This window comes from Erwinia tracheiphila (genome assembly GCF_021365465.1).
Lineage (GTDB): Bacteria > Pseudomonadota > Gammaproteobacteria > Enterobacterales > Enterobacteriaceae > Erwinia > Erwinia tracheiphila.
The window spans coordinates 305,428-325,352 of the sequence record NZ_CP089932.1 but is presented as its reverse complement, the minus strand read 5'-3'; the positions used below and the strand labels follow the sequence as shown (position 1 = coordinate 325,352).

General features: G+C 51.1%; 13 protein-coding genes, 1 tRNA gene, 3 rRNA genes and 3 pseudogenes. 5 read left to right on the top strand and 15 right to left on the bottom strand.

All coding sequences use genetic code 11. The annotated features are described in order from the left end of the window. Positions 1 to 35: 35 nt before the first annotated feature. The 6 genes and pseudogenes from LU633_RS01590 to LU633_RS01565 form a co-directional block, all read right to left on the bottom strand. Positions 36 to 215 (bottom strand): annotated as a pseudogene (locus tag LU633_RS01590) (hypothetical protein); the annotation flags it as partial. Beyond that, positions 212 to 967 carry a Gp138 family membrane-puncturing spike protein gene (locus LU633_RS01585; protein WP_016192275.1) on the bottom strand — a complete coding sequence of 252 codons (756 nt, stop codon included), beginning with the start codon at positions 965 to 967 and terminating at the stop codon, positions 212 to 214. The pseudogene LU633_RS01590 and the gene LU633_RS01585, both read right to left, overlap by 4 nt. After that, the gene (locus tag LU633_RS01580) at positions 967 to 1,947 is read right to left on the bottom strand and encodes a phage protein (protein ID WP_016192276.1); all 981 of its coding nucleotides are present in this window, start codon (positions 1,945 to 1,947) and stop codon (positions 967 to 969) included. The genes LU633_RS01585 and LU633_RS01580 overlap by 1 nt, the downstream gene beginning before the upstream one ends. 34 nt (positions 1,948 to 1,981) lie before the next feature. After that, on the bottom strand, positions 1,982 to 2,281 hold the full coding sequence (locus LU633_RS01575; RefSeq protein ID WP_016192277.1) for a phage baseplate plug family protein: 300 nt from the start codon (positions 2,279 to 2,281) through the stop codon (positions 1,982 to 1,984). Then, a pseudogene (locus LU633_RS01570) lies at positions 2,271 to 2,660 on the bottom strand (phage baseplate protein); the annotation flags it as partial. The gene LU633_RS01575 and the pseudogene LU633_RS01570, both read right to left, overlap by 11 nt. Before the next feature lie 43 nt (positions 2,661 to 2,703). Then, positions 2,704 to 2,877 (bottom strand): hypothetical protein, encoded by a 174-nt coding sequence (locus LU633_RS01565; RefSeq protein WP_157275260.1) that lies wholly within the window; start codon positions 2,875 to 2,877, stop codon positions 2,704 to 2,706. 450 nt (positions 2,878 to 3,327) lie between these two features. Between LU633_RS01565 and yihA the strand changes: the two genes are divergently transcribed. Then, entirely contained in the window at positions 3,328 to 3,987 is a 660-nt protein-coding gene (gene yihA / locus LU633_RS01560; RefSeq protein WP_016192279.1) for a ribosome biogenesis GTP-binding protein YihA/YsxC, read from the top strand. Positions 3,988 to 4,065: 78 nt separating this feature from the next. After that, positions 4,066 to 5,106 (top strand): annotated as a pseudogene (locus LU633_RS01555) (IS481 family transposase). A gap of 68 nt (positions 5,107 to 5,174) precedes the next feature. Here LU633_RS01555 and polA read toward each other — a convergent pair. The 4 genes from polA to LU633_RS01535 form a co-directional block, all read right to left on the bottom strand. Further along, complete coding sequence (gene polA / locus LU633_RS01550; protein ID WP_016192282.1) at positions 5,175 to 7,958, bottom strand: DNA polymerase I; 2,784 nt, start codon at positions 7,956 to 7,958, stop codon at positions 5,175 to 5,177. Positions 7,959 to 8,358: 400 nt separating this feature from the next. Continuing rightward, complete coding sequence (gene dsbA / locus LU633_RS01545; RefSeq protein WP_016192283.1) at positions 8,359 to 8,988, bottom strand: thiol:disulfide interchange protein DsbA; 630 nt, start codon at positions 8,986 to 8,988, stop codon at positions 8,359 to 8,361. A gap of 48 nt (positions 8,989 to 9,036) precedes the next feature. Beyond that, the gene (locus tag LU633_RS01540) at positions 9,037 to 10,029 is read right to left on the bottom strand and encodes a serine/threonine protein kinase (RefSeq protein WP_016192284.1); all 993 of its coding nucleotides are present in this window, start codon (positions 10,027 to 10,029) and stop codon (positions 9,037 to 9,039) included. A 77-nt stretch (positions 10,030 to 10,106) separates the two neighbouring features. Further along, a complete protein-coding gene (locus tag LU633_RS01535) occupies positions 10,107 to 10,376 on the bottom strand; it encodes a YihD family protein (RefSeq protein ID WP_016192285.1) in 270 nt (89 codons plus the stop codon). A 146-nt stretch (positions 10,377 to 10,522) separates the two neighbouring features. On the opposite strand from LU633_RS01535, the gene mobA reads away from it, so the two are divergent. Further along, a complete protein-coding gene (gene mobA / locus LU633_RS01530; protein ID WP_233481961.1) occupies positions 10,523 to 11,035 on the top strand; it encodes a molybdenum cofactor guanylyltransferase MobA in 513 nt (170 codons plus the stop codon). Here mobA and LU633_RS01525 read toward each other — a convergent pair. The 5 genes from LU633_RS01525 to LU633_RS01505 form a co-directional block, all read right to left on the bottom strand. Beyond that, positions 11,032 to 11,178: a hypothetical protein gene (locus tag LU633_RS01525; RefSeq protein ID WP_161796987.1), complete on the bottom strand. Its 147-nt coding sequence runs from the start codon at positions 11,176 to 11,178 to the stop codon at positions 11,032 to 11,034. The genes mobA and LU633_RS01525 overlap by 4 nt on opposite strands. Positions 11,179 to 11,315: 137 nt before the next feature. Then, positions 11,316 to 11,431, bottom strand: a 5S ribosomal RNA gene (rrf, locus tag LU633_RS01520). Between the two features lie 203 nt (positions 11,432 to 11,634). Further along, positions 11,635 to 14,537, bottom strand: a 23S ribosomal RNA gene (locus tag LU633_RS01515). 202 nt (positions 14,538 to 14,739) lie between these two features. Next, a tRNA-Glu gene (locus LU633_RS01510) sits at positions 14,740 to 14,815 on the bottom strand. A 72-nt stretch (positions 14,816 to 14,887) separates the two neighbouring features. Further along, positions 14,888 to 16,429 (bottom strand): 16S ribosomal RNA (locus LU633_RS01505). Together the 16S, 23S and 5S rRNA genes with 1 tRNA gene alongside form the textbook arrangement of a ribosomal RNA operon. A gap of 590 nt (positions 16,430 to 17,019) precedes the next feature. Here LU633_RS01505 and purH point away from each other — a divergent pair. Both purH and purD read left to right on the top strand, forming a co-directional pair. Next, the gene (purH, locus tag LU633_RS01500; RefSeq protein ID WP_016191401.1) at positions 17,020 to 18,609 is read left to right on the top strand and encodes a bifunctional phosphoribosylaminoimidazolecarboxamide formyltransferase/IMP cyclohydrolase; all 1,590 of its coding nucleotides are present in this window, start codon (positions 17,020 to 17,022) and stop codon (positions 18,607 to 18,609) included. 14 nt (positions 18,610 to 18,623) lie between these two features. Then, positions 18,624 to 19,904: a phosphoribosylamine--glycine ligase gene (gene purD, locus LU633_RS01495; RefSeq protein WP_016191402.1), complete on the top strand. Its 1,281-nt coding sequence runs from the start codon at positions 18,624 to 18,626 to the stop codon at positions 19,902 to 19,904. The last annotated feature ends 21 nt before the right edge of the window (positions 19,905 to 19,925 follow it).

Sequence of the window (19,925 nt, the reverse complement as noted above, 5' to 3'; positions counted from 1 at the left end):
TCAGGAAATTTTTAAAACGATGATTCAGTTTCCTAACCATGAACATCCTGTTTCCAGGGCGTCCCTTCTTCGGTATCCAGAAACCACTGACCTCGCCATAACGCCAGACGGGTTTTCACCGCCTGCGCTACTGCTTCCGGGGTATCAGTCAGAAAAGTGGCATCCCCCTGGCCAAAGCTGTAATCGCCGTTTTCATCTTCACGCCGGTATCTCATTGTGGTTTGCCCGTATTGCTGCTGCCCGACTGAACGCCGGAATGCACATGTGATGACAGACTGATCCCCACTGCGGTGACATCATTTTTTACCGTAACCGGGCCGTTAATGTTCGCGCTACCACCACTGCTACCCATCCCCTGAGACAGGTTGCCGTTGATGGTGACATTACCGTTAAGCACGATCTCTGGTGCGGTTATTTCCGCGCCACCCTCTGCGCTGGCCGACAGTTTACCCGGTGTTTTAACGGTAATATCATGCCCTGCGGCCACCTCAACATACGCCAGCCCGTCATCGCTGCGTAGTTGTGCACCGCTGCTGCTGATAGCGCCGATTTTCTGTTTCTGAGACTGTGGGCCAGGCAGCGCAAACGCATCGGATAAATCATGCTGGCGGGGATCGACAGATTCCTGCACCCCGCCGTTCTGCCACCAGAAATCAATACAGCGGTCGGCAAACACCACCAGACATTCATCACCTGTGGCAACCGGAAACGTCAGCGTGACGCCACCGCCACGCGGGAAGACAACGGGAACATCCACCAGCAACGGCAACGCTACCGACTGAGTACTGCCATTCTGGTCACTGATAACCCCCTTTATCGCGGGCTGTACCGTGCAGGTGACGGTCTCAGCGTCAAATGACTGGATAATGCCAGGCATGGCCACCCGGAGTTGTGACGACAGAGCATGATGCAGGGTATCGAGCAGTTCCTGTTCACCGCCCGCTCTTTCAGATACGGATATCGCCATTAGCTTGTCCTGTTCAGCGTTGATGCGTTCATCAGGTCAGCAGAGCCTTTAGCGATGCAGACCAAATCCATATACCAGGGCTTTCCGCGAGTATCCCCTGAATAACTGATATTTTTCACGATATAGTCCCCGTCAGTAGAAAGGCTGGCCGGTTGTGAAATGCTGCCGTTAGTTTGTTGCAACGCGCCGTCCGTTACTGTATCAATCCGTCCTGGTGCTGCGGCAATATCGCTGTCCGGAAGCATGGTGCGGTAAATCAGAGACTGATCCAGCCGTATCAGGCCGTTAACCTGAATATTAGGGTTGATAAGGCAACGAACGTTGACACCCGCCATGATGGTTTGTTGCGGCATACCGATAAGACCCGTAGTGCTGTTGATCACAATGGCCTCCTGGACATAGTTATCTTCCGGCACCATCACCAGTTGACCGTTGATATATTGCCAGGAAGCCCTGCACTGCCCCGCCAGATTGTCGGCGGCATCACGGGTCATGCCAAAATACGTTTTCCCTCGCGGGAAGCGCGTGGCGTCAAAATCCGGTGCTGCGCCTTTCACGATACCGTAAGGTGCCAGCCCTTCCAGCAGAGCATGGTGCTGTTCGGCCTGCGTATTCCCGGCACTGAGTGTGGTATTCATGGTCGCGTAATCGTAAGCATCATGAGAATCAACCGCCTGAATAATTACAAAGGTATCGGTTGGGTTATCCCTGCCGGTGATGGAGTAGCGGATTTTCCCGGTGAAAATCAGCCCGTAGTTATCCTGGTACCCCGCAATCAGTTGCACGCTGGCAAACTCTCCGGTCTGGATCCGGTTCGCCGTCTCAGGTTTCAGGTTGCAGACTTTAAATACCGCTGTACGTGGCCAGCGCGTATCCGGCCACGACATACTGAAGGTACAGCGAAAGGAAGAAAGCTCCAGCCCTTCGCCTTTTTCATCGGCAACGATCAGCGAACATTTTCTTATCCAGTTCTGTGACATGATTTTTGTCCGTAAAAAAACCTTCCGCAGCAGGTTAATCAGTAAGCCAGTAAAATTTTGCCGTCTGGCCGGGCGAGGTTTCGCCGGGTGGCTGTTCATCTTCCGTCACGACAACCAGTCTGCCCCCCGGATTAAGCCAGCCATATTGCGCCAGTAAATCTGTACCGGGGATTAGCGGTATGCCGGTTATGACCGGATCACCGGAAGCATTGAGCATATCAAGCACCCAGCCTGCCGCATCGCGCCAGATAAGTCGCATCTGCCATACCCGGCCTGACAGGCTGATAGTGAATTGCTGGCTGGTCACACTGAGCGGTATTTCTCTAAGCTGCATTGAACCACCCCGATAGTCGCTGTAACAGGCTGACATTCTCAACCGGTCTGGCATTTTTAACGCCGGTATTGCTCACACCGGTCGTGGTTGCCCCTTCCTTCATATTTTGCTGGCTGCTGACGGTCACCGTTTCCGTCTGAGTCATGTTTAATTCGCGTAGCGTCAGTACCGCCATCAGCACATTTTCACTGGCCTTGTCAGTCGTCACCTCAATCGCGCGGATCAGCATATTGCTGTACTGCCGTTTGCCGGTGATAACGTCGAATGGCTGACGGCTGGCCTGGAGATCAAGGATCTTCTGATACGTTTCCTCCGGGCTTAAGCCCATGCTGAGGCCAACATTTGACGTATCCCAGAAATCCAGGAGTGAACCGCCTCCGACCCTGTACACGATTCTGTGTAAATGCCTTCTGCAGAAGGACTTACTTCATTTCCATCAGGTAACCTGGCCACTGGCGTATACCCGCAGCACATTTTCCCCTGATGAGTTCGCTCATGCCAGTATCCTTTTTAGCATACAGCATCCTGGTTTTCCGTTGCGGTGTCCGCTTATCCTGAACGATATCCTTTCCATGACGCGCGTTGTTCCTTAGCACCCTTCATCCCTGCTCTGCATCTTCATGATATTCCCTGAGTGTTGCATCCTGAAGTAAGCTCTCCCGGCTCCGACAAATACTGTAGACTAAATGGTCAGACTCACAAGGCACCGTTGGTTATTTTTCAGCTCGCTCAGTTTTAAATTGCATAACACACGATCTTTATTATTGGAAAAAAAATTAACCGCATCTCGTCAGCCACGATGGTTTTTACCGGACAAAAGATACCAACACACCGACCCGTGTGGGCAATTTCAGTTTTTGGGGTATACGGCAGTGCTACAAATATGAGCCATTTTCTTGTCGACCATGCCCTGGATTTCAAAAATGCTGCTCACAAGACATCTTGCCCTGGACTCTTTTTCATTTTGCAGCCTCACCCTGTATACGTGATGATCGTTAAGTTAGGGTATACTTTACGCAACTTACCCTGTATCTGGAGTCTCTATTTTGTCCGGCTGGAATTATCACATTACTCATTTTGTTACCAGCGCCCCTGACATTCGGCATCTTCCTGCAGATGTCGGGATTGAAGTGGCTTTCGCAGGGCGATCCAACGCAGGTAAATCCAGCGCACTTAATACGCTGACCAATCAAAAAAATCTTGCGCGTACCAGTAAGACACCGGGACGAACTCAGTTAATTAATCTCTTTCAGGTTGCGGAAGGCTACCGACTGGTGGATTTACCTGGTTACGGCTATGCCGAAGTGCCGGAAGAGATGAAATTAAAATGGCAACGTTCGCTGGCAGAATATCTGCAAGAACGCGAATGCCTTAAAGGGCTGGTGATACTGATGGATATGCGCCATCCGCTGAAAGAACTGGATCAACAAATGATCCACTGGGCAGTGAACAGCAATATTCAGGTGCTGGTGTTGTTAACTAAAGCTGACAAGCTGGCTTCTGGTGCACGTAAAGCCCAATTAAATATGGTACGCAACGCCGCAAAGAATTTTGCAGGTGATGTTCAGGTCGAAATGTTTTCATCTCTTAAAAAAATTGGCATTGATCAATTGCGCCTTAAGCTGGATAGCTGGTTTAGCGAGTCTGCTTCATCAGCAGACGATCAAAACAGACGCTTAACATGTATTCGTCGCGACGTGATCTGACACCGGACCCTGCAAGGTTGGGGGTTACCGGTTCTGATATGGGTGTCGAATCCTTATACAAAACGCGAGGTCACCCTCATGCTCCATACTCACAATCCCATCATCAAACACAAAGCCGGCCTGCTCAATCTCGCCGAATAACCCGGTAACGTCTCAACAGCCTGCAAGAGCACGGGCGTGTCACGCGACACCTTCTACCGTTATCAGGAACTGGCTGCTGAAGGCGGCATTGACGCGCTGGTTAACCAGAACCGCCGGGTTCCCAACCTGACGAACCGCGCCGACGAAGCCACTGAACGCGCGGTTGTTGAATATGCCGTTGAGTTCCCGGCACCCGGGCAGTACCGGACCAGTGATGAGCTGCGTAAAAAAAGTGTGTTTACCTCCGGCAGCAGCGTGCGCGCCATCTGGCAACGACACGACCTGGAGAACTTCCGTAACCGCCTGAAGGCACCTGAGGAAAAGCTCGCCAGAGAAGCCATCGTGCTTACCGGTGCCCCAATCGCCGCGCTGGAGAAAAAGGCGTATGATGATGAGGCCAGCGGGGAAATCGAGACGGCTCATCCGGGTTATCTCGGGTCGCAGGACACTTTCTACGTTGGCAATCTGAAAGGGGTGGGCCGTATCTACCCGCAGACGTTCGTGGATACGTACTCGAAAGTGGCACACTGCAAGCGGTATACGAGTAAAACACCGATCACTGCCGCCGACCTGCTAAATGATCGCGTACTGCCGTTCTGTGAGGCTCAGGGACTGCCGGTGCTGAGAAGACTGACCGACAGGGGAACGGAGTACTGTGGTAAGGTGGAGCCGCATGATTACCAGCTTTATCTGGCCATCAACGATATCGCCCATACGAAAACGAAGGCGATGTCCCCACAGACCAACGGCATCGGTGAGCGCTTCCATAAAACGATTTTGCAGGATTTTTATCAGGTCACGTTCCGCAAGAAGTCATATGGGGAGCGGGAGAGCCTGCAAACGGATCCGGACAACGGATTATGGCATGACAATAATGAGCGGGCTCATCAGGGGAAAATGTGAGGCGGGCGTACGCCAATGGCCACGTTACTTGATGGTAAACGAGTCTGGGCAGAAAAAAATCTGAACCAGATGTAATCTGACAGACACCTGTATAAATAACCGGTAACTGTCAGATCAGGTCTGAGCTAGTACAGATAATGGTATCAGTGAGCCTGATCCCAGTTATCACCCATGCCTACATCAACCCGCAACGGAACATCCAGCTGCATGCTGTTCTCCATAAGTTCACGGATTTTTGCGCTGGCGGATTCAACGGCGGATGTTTTTACTTCAAACACCAGCTCATCGTGCACCTGCATAATCATTTTCACATCAGTATTCGTGTCTGACTTCAGCCAGTTATCAACGTCAATCATTGCTTTTTTAATAATATCCGCGGAAGTCCCCTGCATCGGGGCATTGATAGCCGCTCGTTCAGCAGCTTTACGGCGCATTACATTGCTGGCTTTGATATCCGGCAAATAAAGACGACGGCCTTCCAGCGTGGAAACATAACCCTGTTCTGCTGCCTGCTGACGAGTCGTCTCCATATATTTCAGCACACCTGGATAACGCTCAAAATACAGATCCATGTACTTCTTCGCTTCACCCGCCCCAATATTTAGCTGACGGGATAAGCCAAAAGCGCTCATACCATATATCAGACCAAAGTTAATGGCTTTAGCACTACGCCGTTGCTCTGTGGTGACACTTTCCAGTGACATGCTAAATACTTCTGCAGCAGTGGCTCGGTGAATATCCTGCCCTTCCGAGAACGCCTTGAGTAAGCCTTTATCCTGAGAGAGATGAGCCATAATGCGTAGTTCTATCTGCGAATAATCTGCTGCGATAATTTTATAATCAGGCGCAGCAATAAATGCCTGACGAATTCTTCGTCCTTCTTCATTACGCACCGGAATATTTTGTAGATTGGGATCGCTGGAAGAAAGTCGCCCAGTGGCAGTGACCGCCTGGTGGTAGGAGGTATGGACGCGTCCGGTCACAGGATTAATCATCTGAGGAAGTTTGTCTGTGTAAGTGGACTTCAACTTGGAGAGACCACGATGCTCCAGAATGACTTTCGGTAGCGGATAGTCCAGTGCTAATTCAGCAAGTACTTCCTCACTGGTTGACGGTGCACCACCAGGGGTTTTCTTTGTTGGCTTAATACCCTGTTTTTCAAAAAGAATAGTCTGCAGCTGTTTCGTTGATGAAAGATTAAACGGCTCACCAGCCAGCTCATGGGCTTTTGACTCAAGCTCACCCAGTCGGGTTGTTAGCTCCTGGGAATGCTTTGCCAAAATTGCCTGATCGATCAGCACGCCATTGCGCTCAATACGTGAAATAACCGTTACCAGCGGCATTTCAATATCAGTGAAAACGGCTTTTGGCCCGGCTTGTTTTTCCAGCTCTGGCCACATTTTGAGATGCAGTTGCAGCGTTACGTCAGCATCTTCTGCAGCATAATGCGCGGCCTGCTCGAGCGCTATCTGGTTAAAAGTAAGCTGTTTTTTACCTTTTCCGGCAATCTCTTCAAACGTCACCGTTTTATGGTTTAGCCAACGTGAGGCAAGGGTGTCCATATCATGCCGTAGGCCCACACTATTTAGCGCATAAGACTCCAGCATGGTATCGAATTTTATTCCCTGTAATTCAATATCATAATTTTTCAACACGCCACGATCATACTTAAGATTTTGTCCGACCTTTTGCTTTTTATCGTTTTCAAGCAGCGGTTTAAGGCATTGTAGCACGCTATCACGGTTTAACTGGGCAGGGGCATCAAGATAATCATGAGCAACAGGCAAATAAGCGGCCTCACCTGCTGCAATTGCAAAAGAAATGCCGACAATATTTGCGCTGATTGTATCCAGTGAGTCCGTTTCCAGATCGAAAGAAAATAGCTCACTTTTTTGCAATTTCATCAGCCATTCAGCAAACGCATCTTCCGAAAGAATGGTGACATAGCCCTCAGCTGAAAGCACACTGGATACCTCTGGCTGCTGAATTTCTTCAACCAACGCTTTTTGTGCCGGTAAGTTGCGTTTCTTGCCCTCTAACCAGGTGCCTTCTTCGAGATCGCTAATCCAGCGTTTGAATTCATAATGCCGGAACAGGTTTAGCAGCTCCTCAACCAGCGGTTCATCCACGGTTAGCTGCTCGCTACTGAGTTCAAGTTCTACATCGGTCTTAATGGTTGCCAGCTTATAGGAAAGCAATGCAGCCTCTTTATACTGTTCCAGCTTTGCAGCCATTGTTTTCGCACCACGAAAAGTCAGTCCGGTGACCTTATCCAGGTTGGCATAGATATTATTGATTCCACCTAATCCTTGTAGTAACGCCTGAGCGGTTTTTTCCCCTACACCAGGCACACCAGGAATGTTGTCCGATGCATCCCCCATCAAAGCGAGAAAATCGATAATCAATTCAGGAGGAATGCCATATTTTTCCACCACTTCATCCGGCCCTAGAATGGCGTTATTCATGGTATTAATTAGCGTGATATCCGGCCTGACAAGCTGCGCCATATCTTTATCGCCCGTGCTAATCAAAACAGGCTTACCGCGTTTTGCCGCCTCCAGCGCCAGTGTGCCAATTACGTCGTCCGCTTCAACACCCGTGACCGCCAGTAAAGGCAGACCCATCGCTTTGACCATTTTATGTAAAGGCTCTATTTGTGCGCGCAGGTCATCAGGCATAGGTGGACGATGAGATTTGTAGTCTTCAAAGAGCTCATCACGAAACGTTTTTCCTTTGGCGTCAAAAACCACTGCCACATGGCTCGGCTTATACTGCAATAAGAGGCTGCGCAGCATGTTCAGCACACCATACATTGCACCTGTAGGCTCCCCTGCACTGTTAGTCAGCGGCGGGAAAGCATGATAAGCACGGTAAAGATAAGAAGATCCATCCACCAATATGAGGGGGTTTTCTGCAATTTGAGCCATAAGTCGTCACGTTCTTCTTTGATTTTTGCAATGGCGTTAAGGATGCCACAGCTGCGGCGGAAAAATAAAATAACTCTGTGGATTAAGTTGTTTAGCAATCACAGATTATGGCGGGTCTCACAATAATGAATCTGTGGATAACTTTGTGCGTAAATTTTATAGCAGATTGTTACATCTGGAAAACAAGGACAAAATAAAATGAAAAATACATTATAATCATTAAGTTAACTGTTACATAAAAGGGATTTAATAAATGTTACCAGATAGATTTCATGTGGATATTAATTAGATGGGCGACAGAATTTACGGGGTAACTTCTGCCGCTATAATGATTTTGAATAAAGAGTGATATTGATAAAGCAACATCGCCAGCATAACGCTGGCGATGTTGTTGGGGACATTATTTCTGGGCCACCAGGAATTTCACAACATTCGCATATTGCTGAACATAGTTATCCATTGAGCTGGTATCCAGACCGTCGTTGTTTACCATATATTTACCATTGACGAACACCGCAGGAACACCGCGTAAATTCACATCTTCAGCGGCTTTTTCCTGTTGAGCGACAAGGGATTTGACCACAAAACTATTCCATGCGGCATCATATTGTTCAGGCGTTATACCTGCGGATTTAACAAAAACGTCTTTCAGGCTGGCCTGATCTGTAATAGTTTGCGTTTTTTGAATACCATCAAAAATAGGGGCTGTTACTTTGTCTTCCACGCCCAGCGCCATGGCTACCGCCCATGCCTGAGTTACCGTTTTACCCATATCGCCGCCAAGAAACTCAACATGATACTTAGTCACTTTGGTATTGGCAGGTAGATTTTTCTTAACAGCATCACTCACGTGCCAGACGTGTTCAAATTCATAGCAATGTGGACAATAGAAAGAGAAAAACTCCATGACCTGAGGCTCGCCCGTCACAGGCTTTTGTAAAGTGACATATTCCTTTCCATCGGTAAATTGAGCCGCTGATGCACTAAAGACTATCAGCATGCCAACTAAAGCAAAAAAAATCTTTTTCATCGGAAAACTCTCTCCTGACAACTAATAGGGGTCAATTAGACAGGGCAATTAACCCTGAAATGCAGGCATCAGCTGCAACGGTGGCTCCTGTAACAGCCTGGCCTGCTCGTTAAAGATGGAAATCTGCCTGCGCCAAAAATCCTCATCTCTCATCCATGGGAAGTTCACAGGAAATGCAGGGTCCTCCCACCGACGAATAATCCATGCAAGATAATAAACCATCCTCATAGTGCGTAAAGGCTCAATCAGTGACAATTCATGTAGGTCGAAATCACTGTACTCACCATAAGCTTCAAGTAATATCTCCCACTGAATACGCTGTTCCTGGATATCACCGCTGACCAGCATCCACAAATCCTGCACCGCCGGTCCGTTACGCGCATCATCCAAATCCACAAACAGTGGGCCATCCCGCCAGAGAATATTCCCGGGATGGCAATCACCATGCAGACGTAATGATTGCCATTGAGTATGCCAGCGGCTTTGTAGCATTGTGTGAATAAGTTCAATACTGCCTGATAAGTTGGCCTTCAGCCCATCTGGAATTAATGTGCTGATTTCAAGCTGCTGTAAGGGTTCAACAATGTACTCCTGCAGGCCAATGACGGGCCGCACCGCAAAATCTTTCTTACGTCCAATCTGATGAATTCGCCCCAAGTGGCGCCCTACACATTCAAGATGGCTGTAATTATCTGTTTCATAGTGACGGCCTCCCATACTGGGAAAGACAGTGTACAAATAACCTTCATAATGGTGTAACGTGTGATTATGTAAAACTACAGGGGCAACAATGGGGACACCAGCCGCCATGAGTTCAGTACTAAATTGATGTTCTTCAAGGATTTGCTGTTCTGACCAACGCTGTGGTCGGTAGAATTTCACCACATAGCGTTTTTTTTCCTCATCGTGAAACTGCCAGACTCTGTTTTCATAACTGTTTAGCGAATTCAGACCGGAGTCTACCCTGATCCCAAGACTCCAGAGCGCATCAAGAATGGTGTCAGGACTTAAATTTTGAAAGTTGAACGCGGGTTCTTTCATCCGGCATACTCGCTATCGCAATCAATAAGCAGCCAAGAATATCATTAAACCAGTGGATGACAGACCGCTGCATGCACTTAATCTTTAATTACTCCGCGTGCACGTAACAAGGCAGTTTTAAAATCTTCTTCATAATCCTTTTTGAGTCCCGGAATTTCTGAATGTTTATCCGCACCACGCATTTTAAGATGATAAATTAATACATCATCGGTTAATTCGTTAAGCGGCTGCGTAAATCCAGCTTCGACAGCAAGTTTCTGTAGAAACTCGACCAGATTAATATCAGGCTCTTGCTGCCAGGCAGGCTGTAGTAATGACAGCAATTCATTGAGACGATGGCAGTTCATGATGGCTCTCCTGTATTGATATTTTCCGTCAGGTTATCAGGCTTAAATCCACAACAAAAGAGGGCGTTAGTGTAATGAGCCTTTATTTGACTTATCCCAAATCTGATATGACAGGCGTCATCCTTGCCGGAGGGCGAGGAAGCAGAATGGGAAACAAAGATAAGGGATTGGTCGTCTGGCGTGGGAAAGCTCTTTATCAGCATGTCCTGTCACGATTAGCGCCACAGACGGACAAAGTCTGCATTAGCGCCAACCGCAACATTATGATTTATCAGCAGAGTGGCCTGCCGGTCATCGCTGATTCAATACCAGGATTTGCTGGTCCTTTAGCCGGGATGCTTGCTGCACTAAAGTATATTGATACTGAATGGGCCGCTTTTACACCCTGTGACTCACCGCTCCTGCCACCGGATCTTGTCGCGCGTCTATGGCACGCCAGACTGGCAGCACCAGCCGTCTGGCCGTGTACAGAGGAAGGAGATCATCCTGCAATGGCGCTCCTGAATGCCGGTCTGGCAGGGCAGCTGGAGCGCTTTCTGGCCCGCGGAGGCCGCAGGGTGAAGCTGTTTCTTGAACAGGCCGGCGGCCACGCCGTGTCCTTCGACGGAAGCACCGGCGCTTTTATGAACATCAACGGCCCTGACAACCTGTCGCCTTAACCGCCACGCGTCGCAGCACCGGCAGGGACACCGCTCCCCGTGCGGTCATCAGGACGGGAGAAAGCGACCACAACAATCTGTTCTGCCCTGACATCAAGGCCAAAGGTGTTAAAAGGTGTTAAGGAAGGGGACTGGCTGAACATCTGACGGCCTTAAGGAAGGTAAAGGTAACTGCACAGTCTAACCGATTAACCGGGTCACGCAGCTTTTTTTCCGGCTTTTTTTTCCAGCTATAGACGCAAAAACCCCCGGCCACTGGCCGGGGGTCCGCTTGTATGATGCCCGGCAGTTCCCTACTCTCGCATGGGGAGACCCCACACTACCATCGGCGCTACGGCGTTTCACTTCTGAGTTCGGCATGGAGTCAGGTGGGACCACCGCGCTAAAGCCGCCAGGCAAATTCTTTGTGCCCTGTCCCGTGCCTTTTGTGCTGATATCGCCTCGCTCAGTCACATACCCATGTATGCTCCTTACCGCCCTCTCAGCGCAAAATCCTTCGGAATCATCTCCGCAGAACAGTGCTAAATTCTTCTGTCCGTCACAAGCTGAATACCGATCGTGTCGTCTCTCAACACTCACCAGAACGCCTCTGGCGTTGTAAGGTTAAGCCTCACGGGTCATTAGTACCGGTCAGCTCAACGCATCGCTGCGCTTACACATCCGGCCTATCAACGTCGTCGTCTTCAACGTCCCTTAAGGTGGCTTTAAGCCACAGGGAGAACTCATCTCGGGGCAAGTTTCGCGCTTAGATGCTTTCAGCGCTTATCTTTTCCGCACTTAGCTACCGGGCTGTGCCACTGGCGTGACAACCCGAACACCAGCGGTGCGTTCACTCCGGTCCTCTCGTACTGGGAGCAAACCCCCTCAATTCTCCAGCGCCCACGGCAGATAGGGACCGAACTGTCTCACGACGTTCTAAACCCAGCTCGCGTACCACTTTAAACGGCGAACAGCCGTACCCTTGGGACCTGCTTCAGCCCCAGGATGTGATGAGCCGACATCGAGGTGCCAAACACCGCCGTCGATATGAACTCTTGGGCGGTATCAGCCTGTTATCCCCGGAGTACCTTTTATCCGTTGAGCGATGGCCCTTCCATTCAGAACCACCGGATCACTATGACCTGCTTTCGCATCTGCTCGCGCCGTCACGCTCGCAGTCAGGCTGGCTTATGCCATTGCACTAACCTCCTGATGTCCGACCAGGATTAGCCAACCTTCGTGCTCCTCCGTTACGCTTTGGGAGGAGACCGCCCCAGTCAAACTACCCACCAGACACTGTCCCCGCGCCGGATCACGGCGCAAGGTTAGAACACCAAACGTTAAAGGGTGGTATTTCAAGGATGGCTCCACACGAACTGGCGTCCGCGCTTCAAAGCCTCCCACCTATCCTGCACATCAAGGCTCAGTGTTCAGTGTCAAGCTGTAGTAAAGGTTCACGGGGTCTTTCCGTCTTGCCGCGGGTACACTGCATCTTCACAGCGAGTTCAATTTCACTGAGTCCCGGGTGGAGACAGCCTGGCCATCATTACGCCATTCGTGCAGGTCGGAACTTACCCGACAAGGAATTTCGCTACCTTAGGACCGTTATAGTTACGGCCGCCGTTTACCGGGGCTTCGATCAGGAGCTTCGCGTTGCCGCTAACCCCATCAATTAACCTTCCGGCACCGGGCAGGCGTCACACCGTATACGTCCACTTTCGTGTTTGCACAGTGCTGTGTTTTTAATAAACAGTTGCAGCCAGCTGGTATCTTCGACTGGCTTCAGCTCCGGGAGCACGTCCCTTCACCTACGCGCCAGCGTGCCTTCTCCCGAAGTTACGGCACCATTTTGCCTAGTTCCTTCACCCGGGTTCTCTCAAGCGCCTTGGTATTCTCTACCTGACCACCTGTGTCGGTTTCGGGTACGATTCTCTGTTGCCTGATGCTTAGAGGCTTTTCCTGGAAGCAGGGCATTTGTCACTTCAGCACCGTGGTGCCTCGTCATCACGCCTCAGCCTTGATTTTCCGGATTTGCCTGGAAAAACAGCCTACACGCTTAAACCGGGACAACCGTCGCCCGGATGACATAGCCTTCTCCGTCCCCCCTTCGCAGCAACACCGAGTACGGGAATATTAACCCGTTTCCCATCGACTACGCCTTTCGGCCTCGCCTTAGGGGTCGACTCACCCTGCCCCGATTAACGTTGGACAGGAACCCTTGGTCTTCCGGCGAGCGGGCTTTTCACCCGCTTTATCGTTACTTATGTCAGCATTCGCACTTCTGATACCTCCAGCATGCCTCACAGCACACCTTCCACGGCTTACAGAACGCTCCCCTACCCAACAACGCTTACGCGCCGCTGCCGCAGCTTCGGTGCATGGTTTAGCCCCGTTACATCTTCCGCGCAGGCCGACTCGACCAGTGAGCTATTACGCTTTCTTTAAATGATGGCTGCTTCTAAGCCAACATCCTGGCTGTCTGGGCCTTCCCACATCGTTTCCCACTTAACCATGACTTTGGGACCTTAGCTGGCGGTCTGGGTTGTTTCCCTCTTCACGACGGACGTTAGCACCCGCCGTGTGTCTCCCGTGATAACATTCTGCGGTATTCGGAGTTTGCATCGGATCGGTAAGCCGGGATGGCCCCCTGGCCGAAACAGTGCTCTACCCCCGCAGATGACTTCACGAGGCGCTACCTAAATAGCTTTCGGGGAGAACCAGCTATCTCCCGGTTTGATTGGCCTTTCACCCCCAGCCACAGGTCATCCGCTAATTTTTCAACATTAGTCGGTTCGGTCCTCCAGTTAGTGTTACCCAACCTTCAACCTGCCCATGGCTAGATCACCGGGTTTCGGGTCTGTACCCTGCAACTTAACGCCCAGTTAAGACTCGGTTTCCCTGCGGCTCCCCTATTCGGTTAACCTTGCTACAGAATACAAGTCGCTGACCCATTATACAAAAGGTACGCAGTCACACCACGAAGGTGCTCCCACTGCTTGTACGTACACGGTTTCAGGTTCTGTTTCACTCCCCTCGCCGGGGTTCTTTTCGCCTTTCCCTCACGGTACTGGTTCACTATCGGTCAGTCAGGAGTATTTAGCCTTGGAGGATGGTCCCCCCATATTCAGACAGGATAACACGTGTCCCGCCCTACTCTTCGAACTCACAGCATGTGCACCTTCGTGTACGGGAGTATCACCCTGTACCCTGCGACTTTCCAGACGCTTCCACTGATGCACAAGCTGATGATGGTTCCGGGCTCCTCCCCGTTCGCTCGCCGCTACTGGGGGAATCTCGGTTGATTTCTTTTCCTCGGGGTACTGAGATGTTTCAGTTCCCCCGGTTCGCCTTGCAGCACTATGTATTCATGCTGCAATGATGCACAAGTGCACCGGGTTTCCCCATTCGGGTATCGTCGGGTATCGCGGTTCATATCACCTTACCGACGCTTATCGCAGATTAGCACGCCCTTCATCGCCTCTGACTGCCAGGGCATCCACCGTGTACGCTTCGTCACTTAACCTCACAACCCACAGGCGTCCACAGGACGCATGCCGTTGCAGGCATTGAGAGACCGTACATGTCATCACGCCATTCCTGTTACCCAGAATGACAACAACATGTCGTTTCAATTTTCAGCTTGTTCCGGATTGTTAAAGAGCAAATATCTCAAACATGACTTCCCACCAGGGTAAGCCAGTTTTGAGATACTCTAGACATAACTTTGGCGTCCCCAAGGGGATTCGAACCCCTGTTACAGCCGTGAAAGGGCAGTGTCCTTGGCCTCTAGACGATGGGGACTCAGTATGGTTACGCTCGTTACTTTTCTATCAGACAATCTGTGTGAGCACTGCGCATGAAGCTATCTTATGCTAAGGAGGTGATCCAACCGCAGGTTCCCCTACGGTTACCTTGTTACGACTTCACCCCAGTCATGAATCACAAAGTGGTAAGCGCCCTCCCGAAGGTTAAGCTACCTACTTCTTTTGCAACCCACTCCCATGGTGTGACGGGCGGTGTGTACAAGGCCCGGGAACGTATTCACCGTGGCATTCTGATCCACGATTACTAGCGATTCCGACTTCACGGAGTCGAGTTGCAGACTCCGATCCGGACTACGACGCACTTTATGAGGTCCGCATGCTCTCGCGAGGTCGCTTCTCTTTGTATGCGCCATTGTAGCACGTGTGTAGCCCTGGCCGTAAGGGCCATGATGACTTGACGTCATCCCCACCTTCCTCCGGTTTATCACCGGCAGTCTCCTTTGAGTTCCCGACCAAATCGCTGGCAACAAAGGATAAGGGTTGCGCTCGTTGCGGGACTTAACCCAACATTTCACAACACGAGCTGACGACAGCCATGCAGCACCTGTCTCACAGCTCCCGAAGGCACCAAAGCATCTCTGCTAAGTTCTGTGGATGTCAAGGCCAGGTAAGGTTCTTCGCGTTGCATCGAATTAAACCACATGCTCCACCGCTTGTGCGGGCCCCCGTCAATTCATTTGAGTTTTAACCTTGCGGCCGTACTCCCCAGGCGGTCGATTTAACGCGTTAGCTACGGAAGCCACACCTCAAGGGCACAACCTCCAAATCGACATCGTTTACAGCGTGGACTACCAGGGTATCTAATCCTGTTTGCTCCCCACGCTTTCGCACATGAGCGTCAGTCTTTGTCCAGGGGGCCGCCTTCGCCACCGGTATTCCTCCAGATCTCTACGCATTTCACCGCTACACCTGGAATTCCACCCCCCTCTACAAGACTCCAGCCTGCCAGTTTCAAATGCAGTTCCCAGGTTAAGCCCGGGGATTTCACATCTGACTTAACAGACCGCCTGCGTGCGCTTTACGCCCAGTAATTCCGATTAACGCTTGCACCCTCCGTATTACCGCGGCTGCTGGCACGGAGTTAGCCGGTGCTTCTTCTGCGGGTAACGTCAATGCCGCTGGTTATTAACCAGCGTCCCTTCCTCCCCGCTGAAAGTACTTTACAACCCGAAGGCCTTCTTCATACACGCGGCATGGCTGCATCAGGCTTGCGCCCATTGTGCAATATTCCCCACTGCTGCCTCCCGTAGGAGTCTGGACCGTGTCTCAGTTCCAGTGTGGCTGGTCATCCTCTCAGACCAGCTAGGGATCGTCGCCCAGGTAGGCCGTTACCCTACCTGCCAGCTAATCCCATCTGGGCACATCCGATGGCAAGAGGCCATAAGGTCCCCCTCTTTGCTCTTGCGAGATTATGCGGTATTAGCCACCGTTTCCAGTGGTTATCCCCCGCCATCAGGCAGTTTCCCAGACATTACTCACCCGTCCGCCACTCGTCACCCAAAGAGCACGCTCTTCTGTGCTACCGTTCGACTTGCATGTGTTAGGCCTGCCGCCAGCGTTCAATCTGAGCCATGATCAAACTCTTCAATTTAAAGTTTGATTTGCTTCAACTCGTGAAGCAGTGCTCAAGGAAAACGTCGTAATGAATTACGTGTTCACTCTTAAGACTTGATATTTTTGCATCCGAAGATGCCGATATCTATCCTGCGAGTGCCCACACAGATTGTCTGATAAATTGTTAAAGAGCGGTGCGGTCAGTGCTTTCGCTTCCTGCCGCGAGGTCGCGTATACTACGCTTTCCTCCTTCAGAGTCAACCACTTTTACGCAGCTTTTCTCCGGCGGTTCAGCTCGCTTAACCTCTCAACACGGCGGCACCGAAGCCGTTGTTCCGTGTCAGTGGTGGCGCATTATAGGGAGTTTGTGCGCCCTGACAAGGCCTAATTTGTGAAAAATAGCGCGTTCGCTGTATTCCACAGCAAAATGGCTGTTTATACGCAGTTATGCACAAACTTATCCACATTCGTTAACAGTGGCTAATTTAGACGAGCATCGCGCAAACGTTTTCGCTACAATGCCCCCGCAAAATCCTGGCCCTTTTCTTTGCTCTGTTAAGGAAAGAAGATGACTAAGATTGATGTAACGCTCTTATCTATGCGAACCAAAGCCAAGGGATAAACCTCATGCAACAACCTCGTCCTGTACGCCGTGCTCTGCTTAGCGTGTCTGACAAAGCCGGAATCCTCGAATTTGCTCAGGCGCTGTCAAAGCGCGGTGTCGAGCTGCTCTCCACCGGGGGCACCGCCCGCCTGCTGGCAGACGCTCGCCTGCCCGTGACAGAAGTCTCGGACTACACCGGATTCCCGGAACTGATGGATGGACGCGTCAAAACGCTGCATCCTAAGGTTCACGGTGGGATCCTTGGGCGTCGCGGCCAAGATAATGAGATTATGCAGGTACATGGCATCTCGCCAATCGATATGGTGGTTGTTAACCTCTATCCTTTCGCCCAGACCGTGGCCCGTGAAGGCTGTTCACTGGAAGACGCCGTTGAAAATATTGATATCGGCGGACCAACCATGGTGCGTTCCGCAGCGAAGAATCATAAAGACGTGGCCATTGTGGTTAAGAGTAACGATTATCAGGCGATTATTGACGAAATGGACGCCAATAATAATTCACTGCTACTTTCGACCCGCTTTGATTTAGCGATTAAGGCATTTGAGCATACCGCCGCTTACGACAGCATGATTGCCAATTACTTTGGCAGTCTGGTCCCACCCTATCATGGTGAAACCAACGAGCCGGCTGGCCGCTTCCCACGCACGCTGAACCTGAACTTTATTAAAAAGCAGGATATGCGCTACGGTGAGAACAGCCATCAAGACGCGGCTTTCTATATAGAAGAGAATCTCTCAGAATCGTCGGTTGCTACCGCGCAACAGGTGCAGGGTAAAGCGCTTTCTTACAACAACATTGCAGACACCGACGCCGCCCTGGAGTGCGTGAAAGAGTTCAGCGAGCCGGCGTGCGTTATCGTGAAGCATGCAAACCCGTGCGGCGTGGCGGTTGGCAGCACCATTCTTGAAGCATATGAGCTGGCATACCAGACCGATCCAACGTCAGCCTTTGGCGGCATTATTGCGTTTAACCGCGAGCTGGATGAAAGCACCGCGCAGGCCATCATCAGCCGTCAGTTTGTTGAAGTTATCATCGCCCCCTCCGCAAGTAATGCCGCGCTCAACGTTACTGCCAGTAAGCAAAATGTTCGTGTGCTGACCTGCGGACAATGGCAGTCACGCCAGTCTGGCCTCGATTTCAAACGCGTCAATGGTGGGCTGCTGGTGCAGGATCGCGATTTGGGCATAGTAGAAACACGTCAGTTAAGCGTGGTTAGCAAGCGTCAGCCAACCACGCAGGAACTGCGCGATGCGCTGTTCTGCTGGAAAGTAGCCAAATTTGTTAAGTCCAATGCCATCGTCTATGCACGCGATAATATGACGATTGGTATAGGTGCAGGCCAGATGAGCCGTATTTATTCAGCGAAAATCGCCGGTATTAAGGCGGGCGATGAAGGACTGGAAGTGAAAGGCTGTGCCATGGCATCCGATGCGTTCTTCCCCTTCCGCGACGGTATTGATGCAGCAGCTGCGGTCGGCGTGAGCTGCGTCATCCAGCCGGGCGGCTCGATTCGTGATGAAGAAGTCATTGCCGCCGCTGACGAGCACGGTATTGCCATGATCTTCACTGGCATGCGCCACTTCCGCCATTAATGAGGGATTAAATGATGAAAATTTTAGTCATAGGCAACGGTGGACGCGAACATGCACTGGCGTGGAAGGCCGCACAATCACCGTTGGCAGAAACCGTGTTTGTTGCACCAGGTAATGCTGGAACTGAGCTTGAGCCGGCATTACAGAATGTAGCCATCAGCGCCACTGATATTCCTGGCCTGTTACGTTTTGCACAGCACGAAAAGATTGATTTGACCATTGTCGGACCAGAAGCACCGCTGGTCATTGGCGTGGTTGATGCGTTTCGCGCCGCGGGCCTGAAAATTTTTGGCCCCACGCAGGCGGCAGCACAGCTGGAAGGCTCCAAAGCCTTTACCAAAGATTTCCTGGCCCGTTACCAGATTCCCACGGCGGAATACCAAAACTTTACCAAAGTGGAACAAGCCCTGACTTATGTAAGAAGTAAAGGTGCGCCCATCGTCATCAAAGCTGACGGTCTGGCCGCAGGTAAAGGCGTTATCGTGGCAATGACTTTACAGGAAGCTGAAGAGGCCATTCAGGATATGCTGGCCGGAAACACCTTTGGTGACGCAGGCCACCGTATTGTGGTGGAAGAGTTCCTTGATGGTGAAGAAGCCAGCTTTATCGTGATGGTTGATGGCGAAAATGTTTTGCCAATGGCGACCAGCCAGGATCATAAGCGCGTTGGCGATGGCGATACCGGTCCTAACACTGGTGGCATGGGCGCTTACTCACCCGCCCCGGTGGTCACTGATGACATTCACCAGCGCGTGATGAATGAGGTGATCTGGCCTACCGTGCGCGGTATGGCAGCCGAGGGGAACGTTTACACGGGCTTTCTCTATGCCGGATTGATGATTGACAAAAATGGCCAGCCAAAAGTGATCGAATTTAACTGCCGCTTTGGCGATCCCGAAACACAGCCGATCATGTTGCGCCTGCAGTCAGATCTGGTCGATCTTTGCCTCGCTGCAGTAGAGGGCAAGCTCGACAGCAAAGACTCTCAGTGGGATCCCCGTCCTGCGCTGGGCGTGGTATTAGCGGCGGGCGGCTATCCGGGGAACTACAGCACGGGCGATCAAATTCATGGTCTGCCGCAGGAGGAAGTACCGGACGGTAAAGTATTTCACGCCGGCACAACCATGCAGGATGGCAGAGTTATCACTCACGGCGGCCGCGTATTGTGCGTCACGGCGCTGGGTGACGATGTTGCCGCAGCGCAAAAGCATGCCTATACACTCGCAAAATCTGTTTCCTGGAAAGGCAGCTTTTGCCGCAGCGATATTGGCTACCGGGCAATTGGTCGTCAATAACCGCAGGCCGCACTCGCCTCT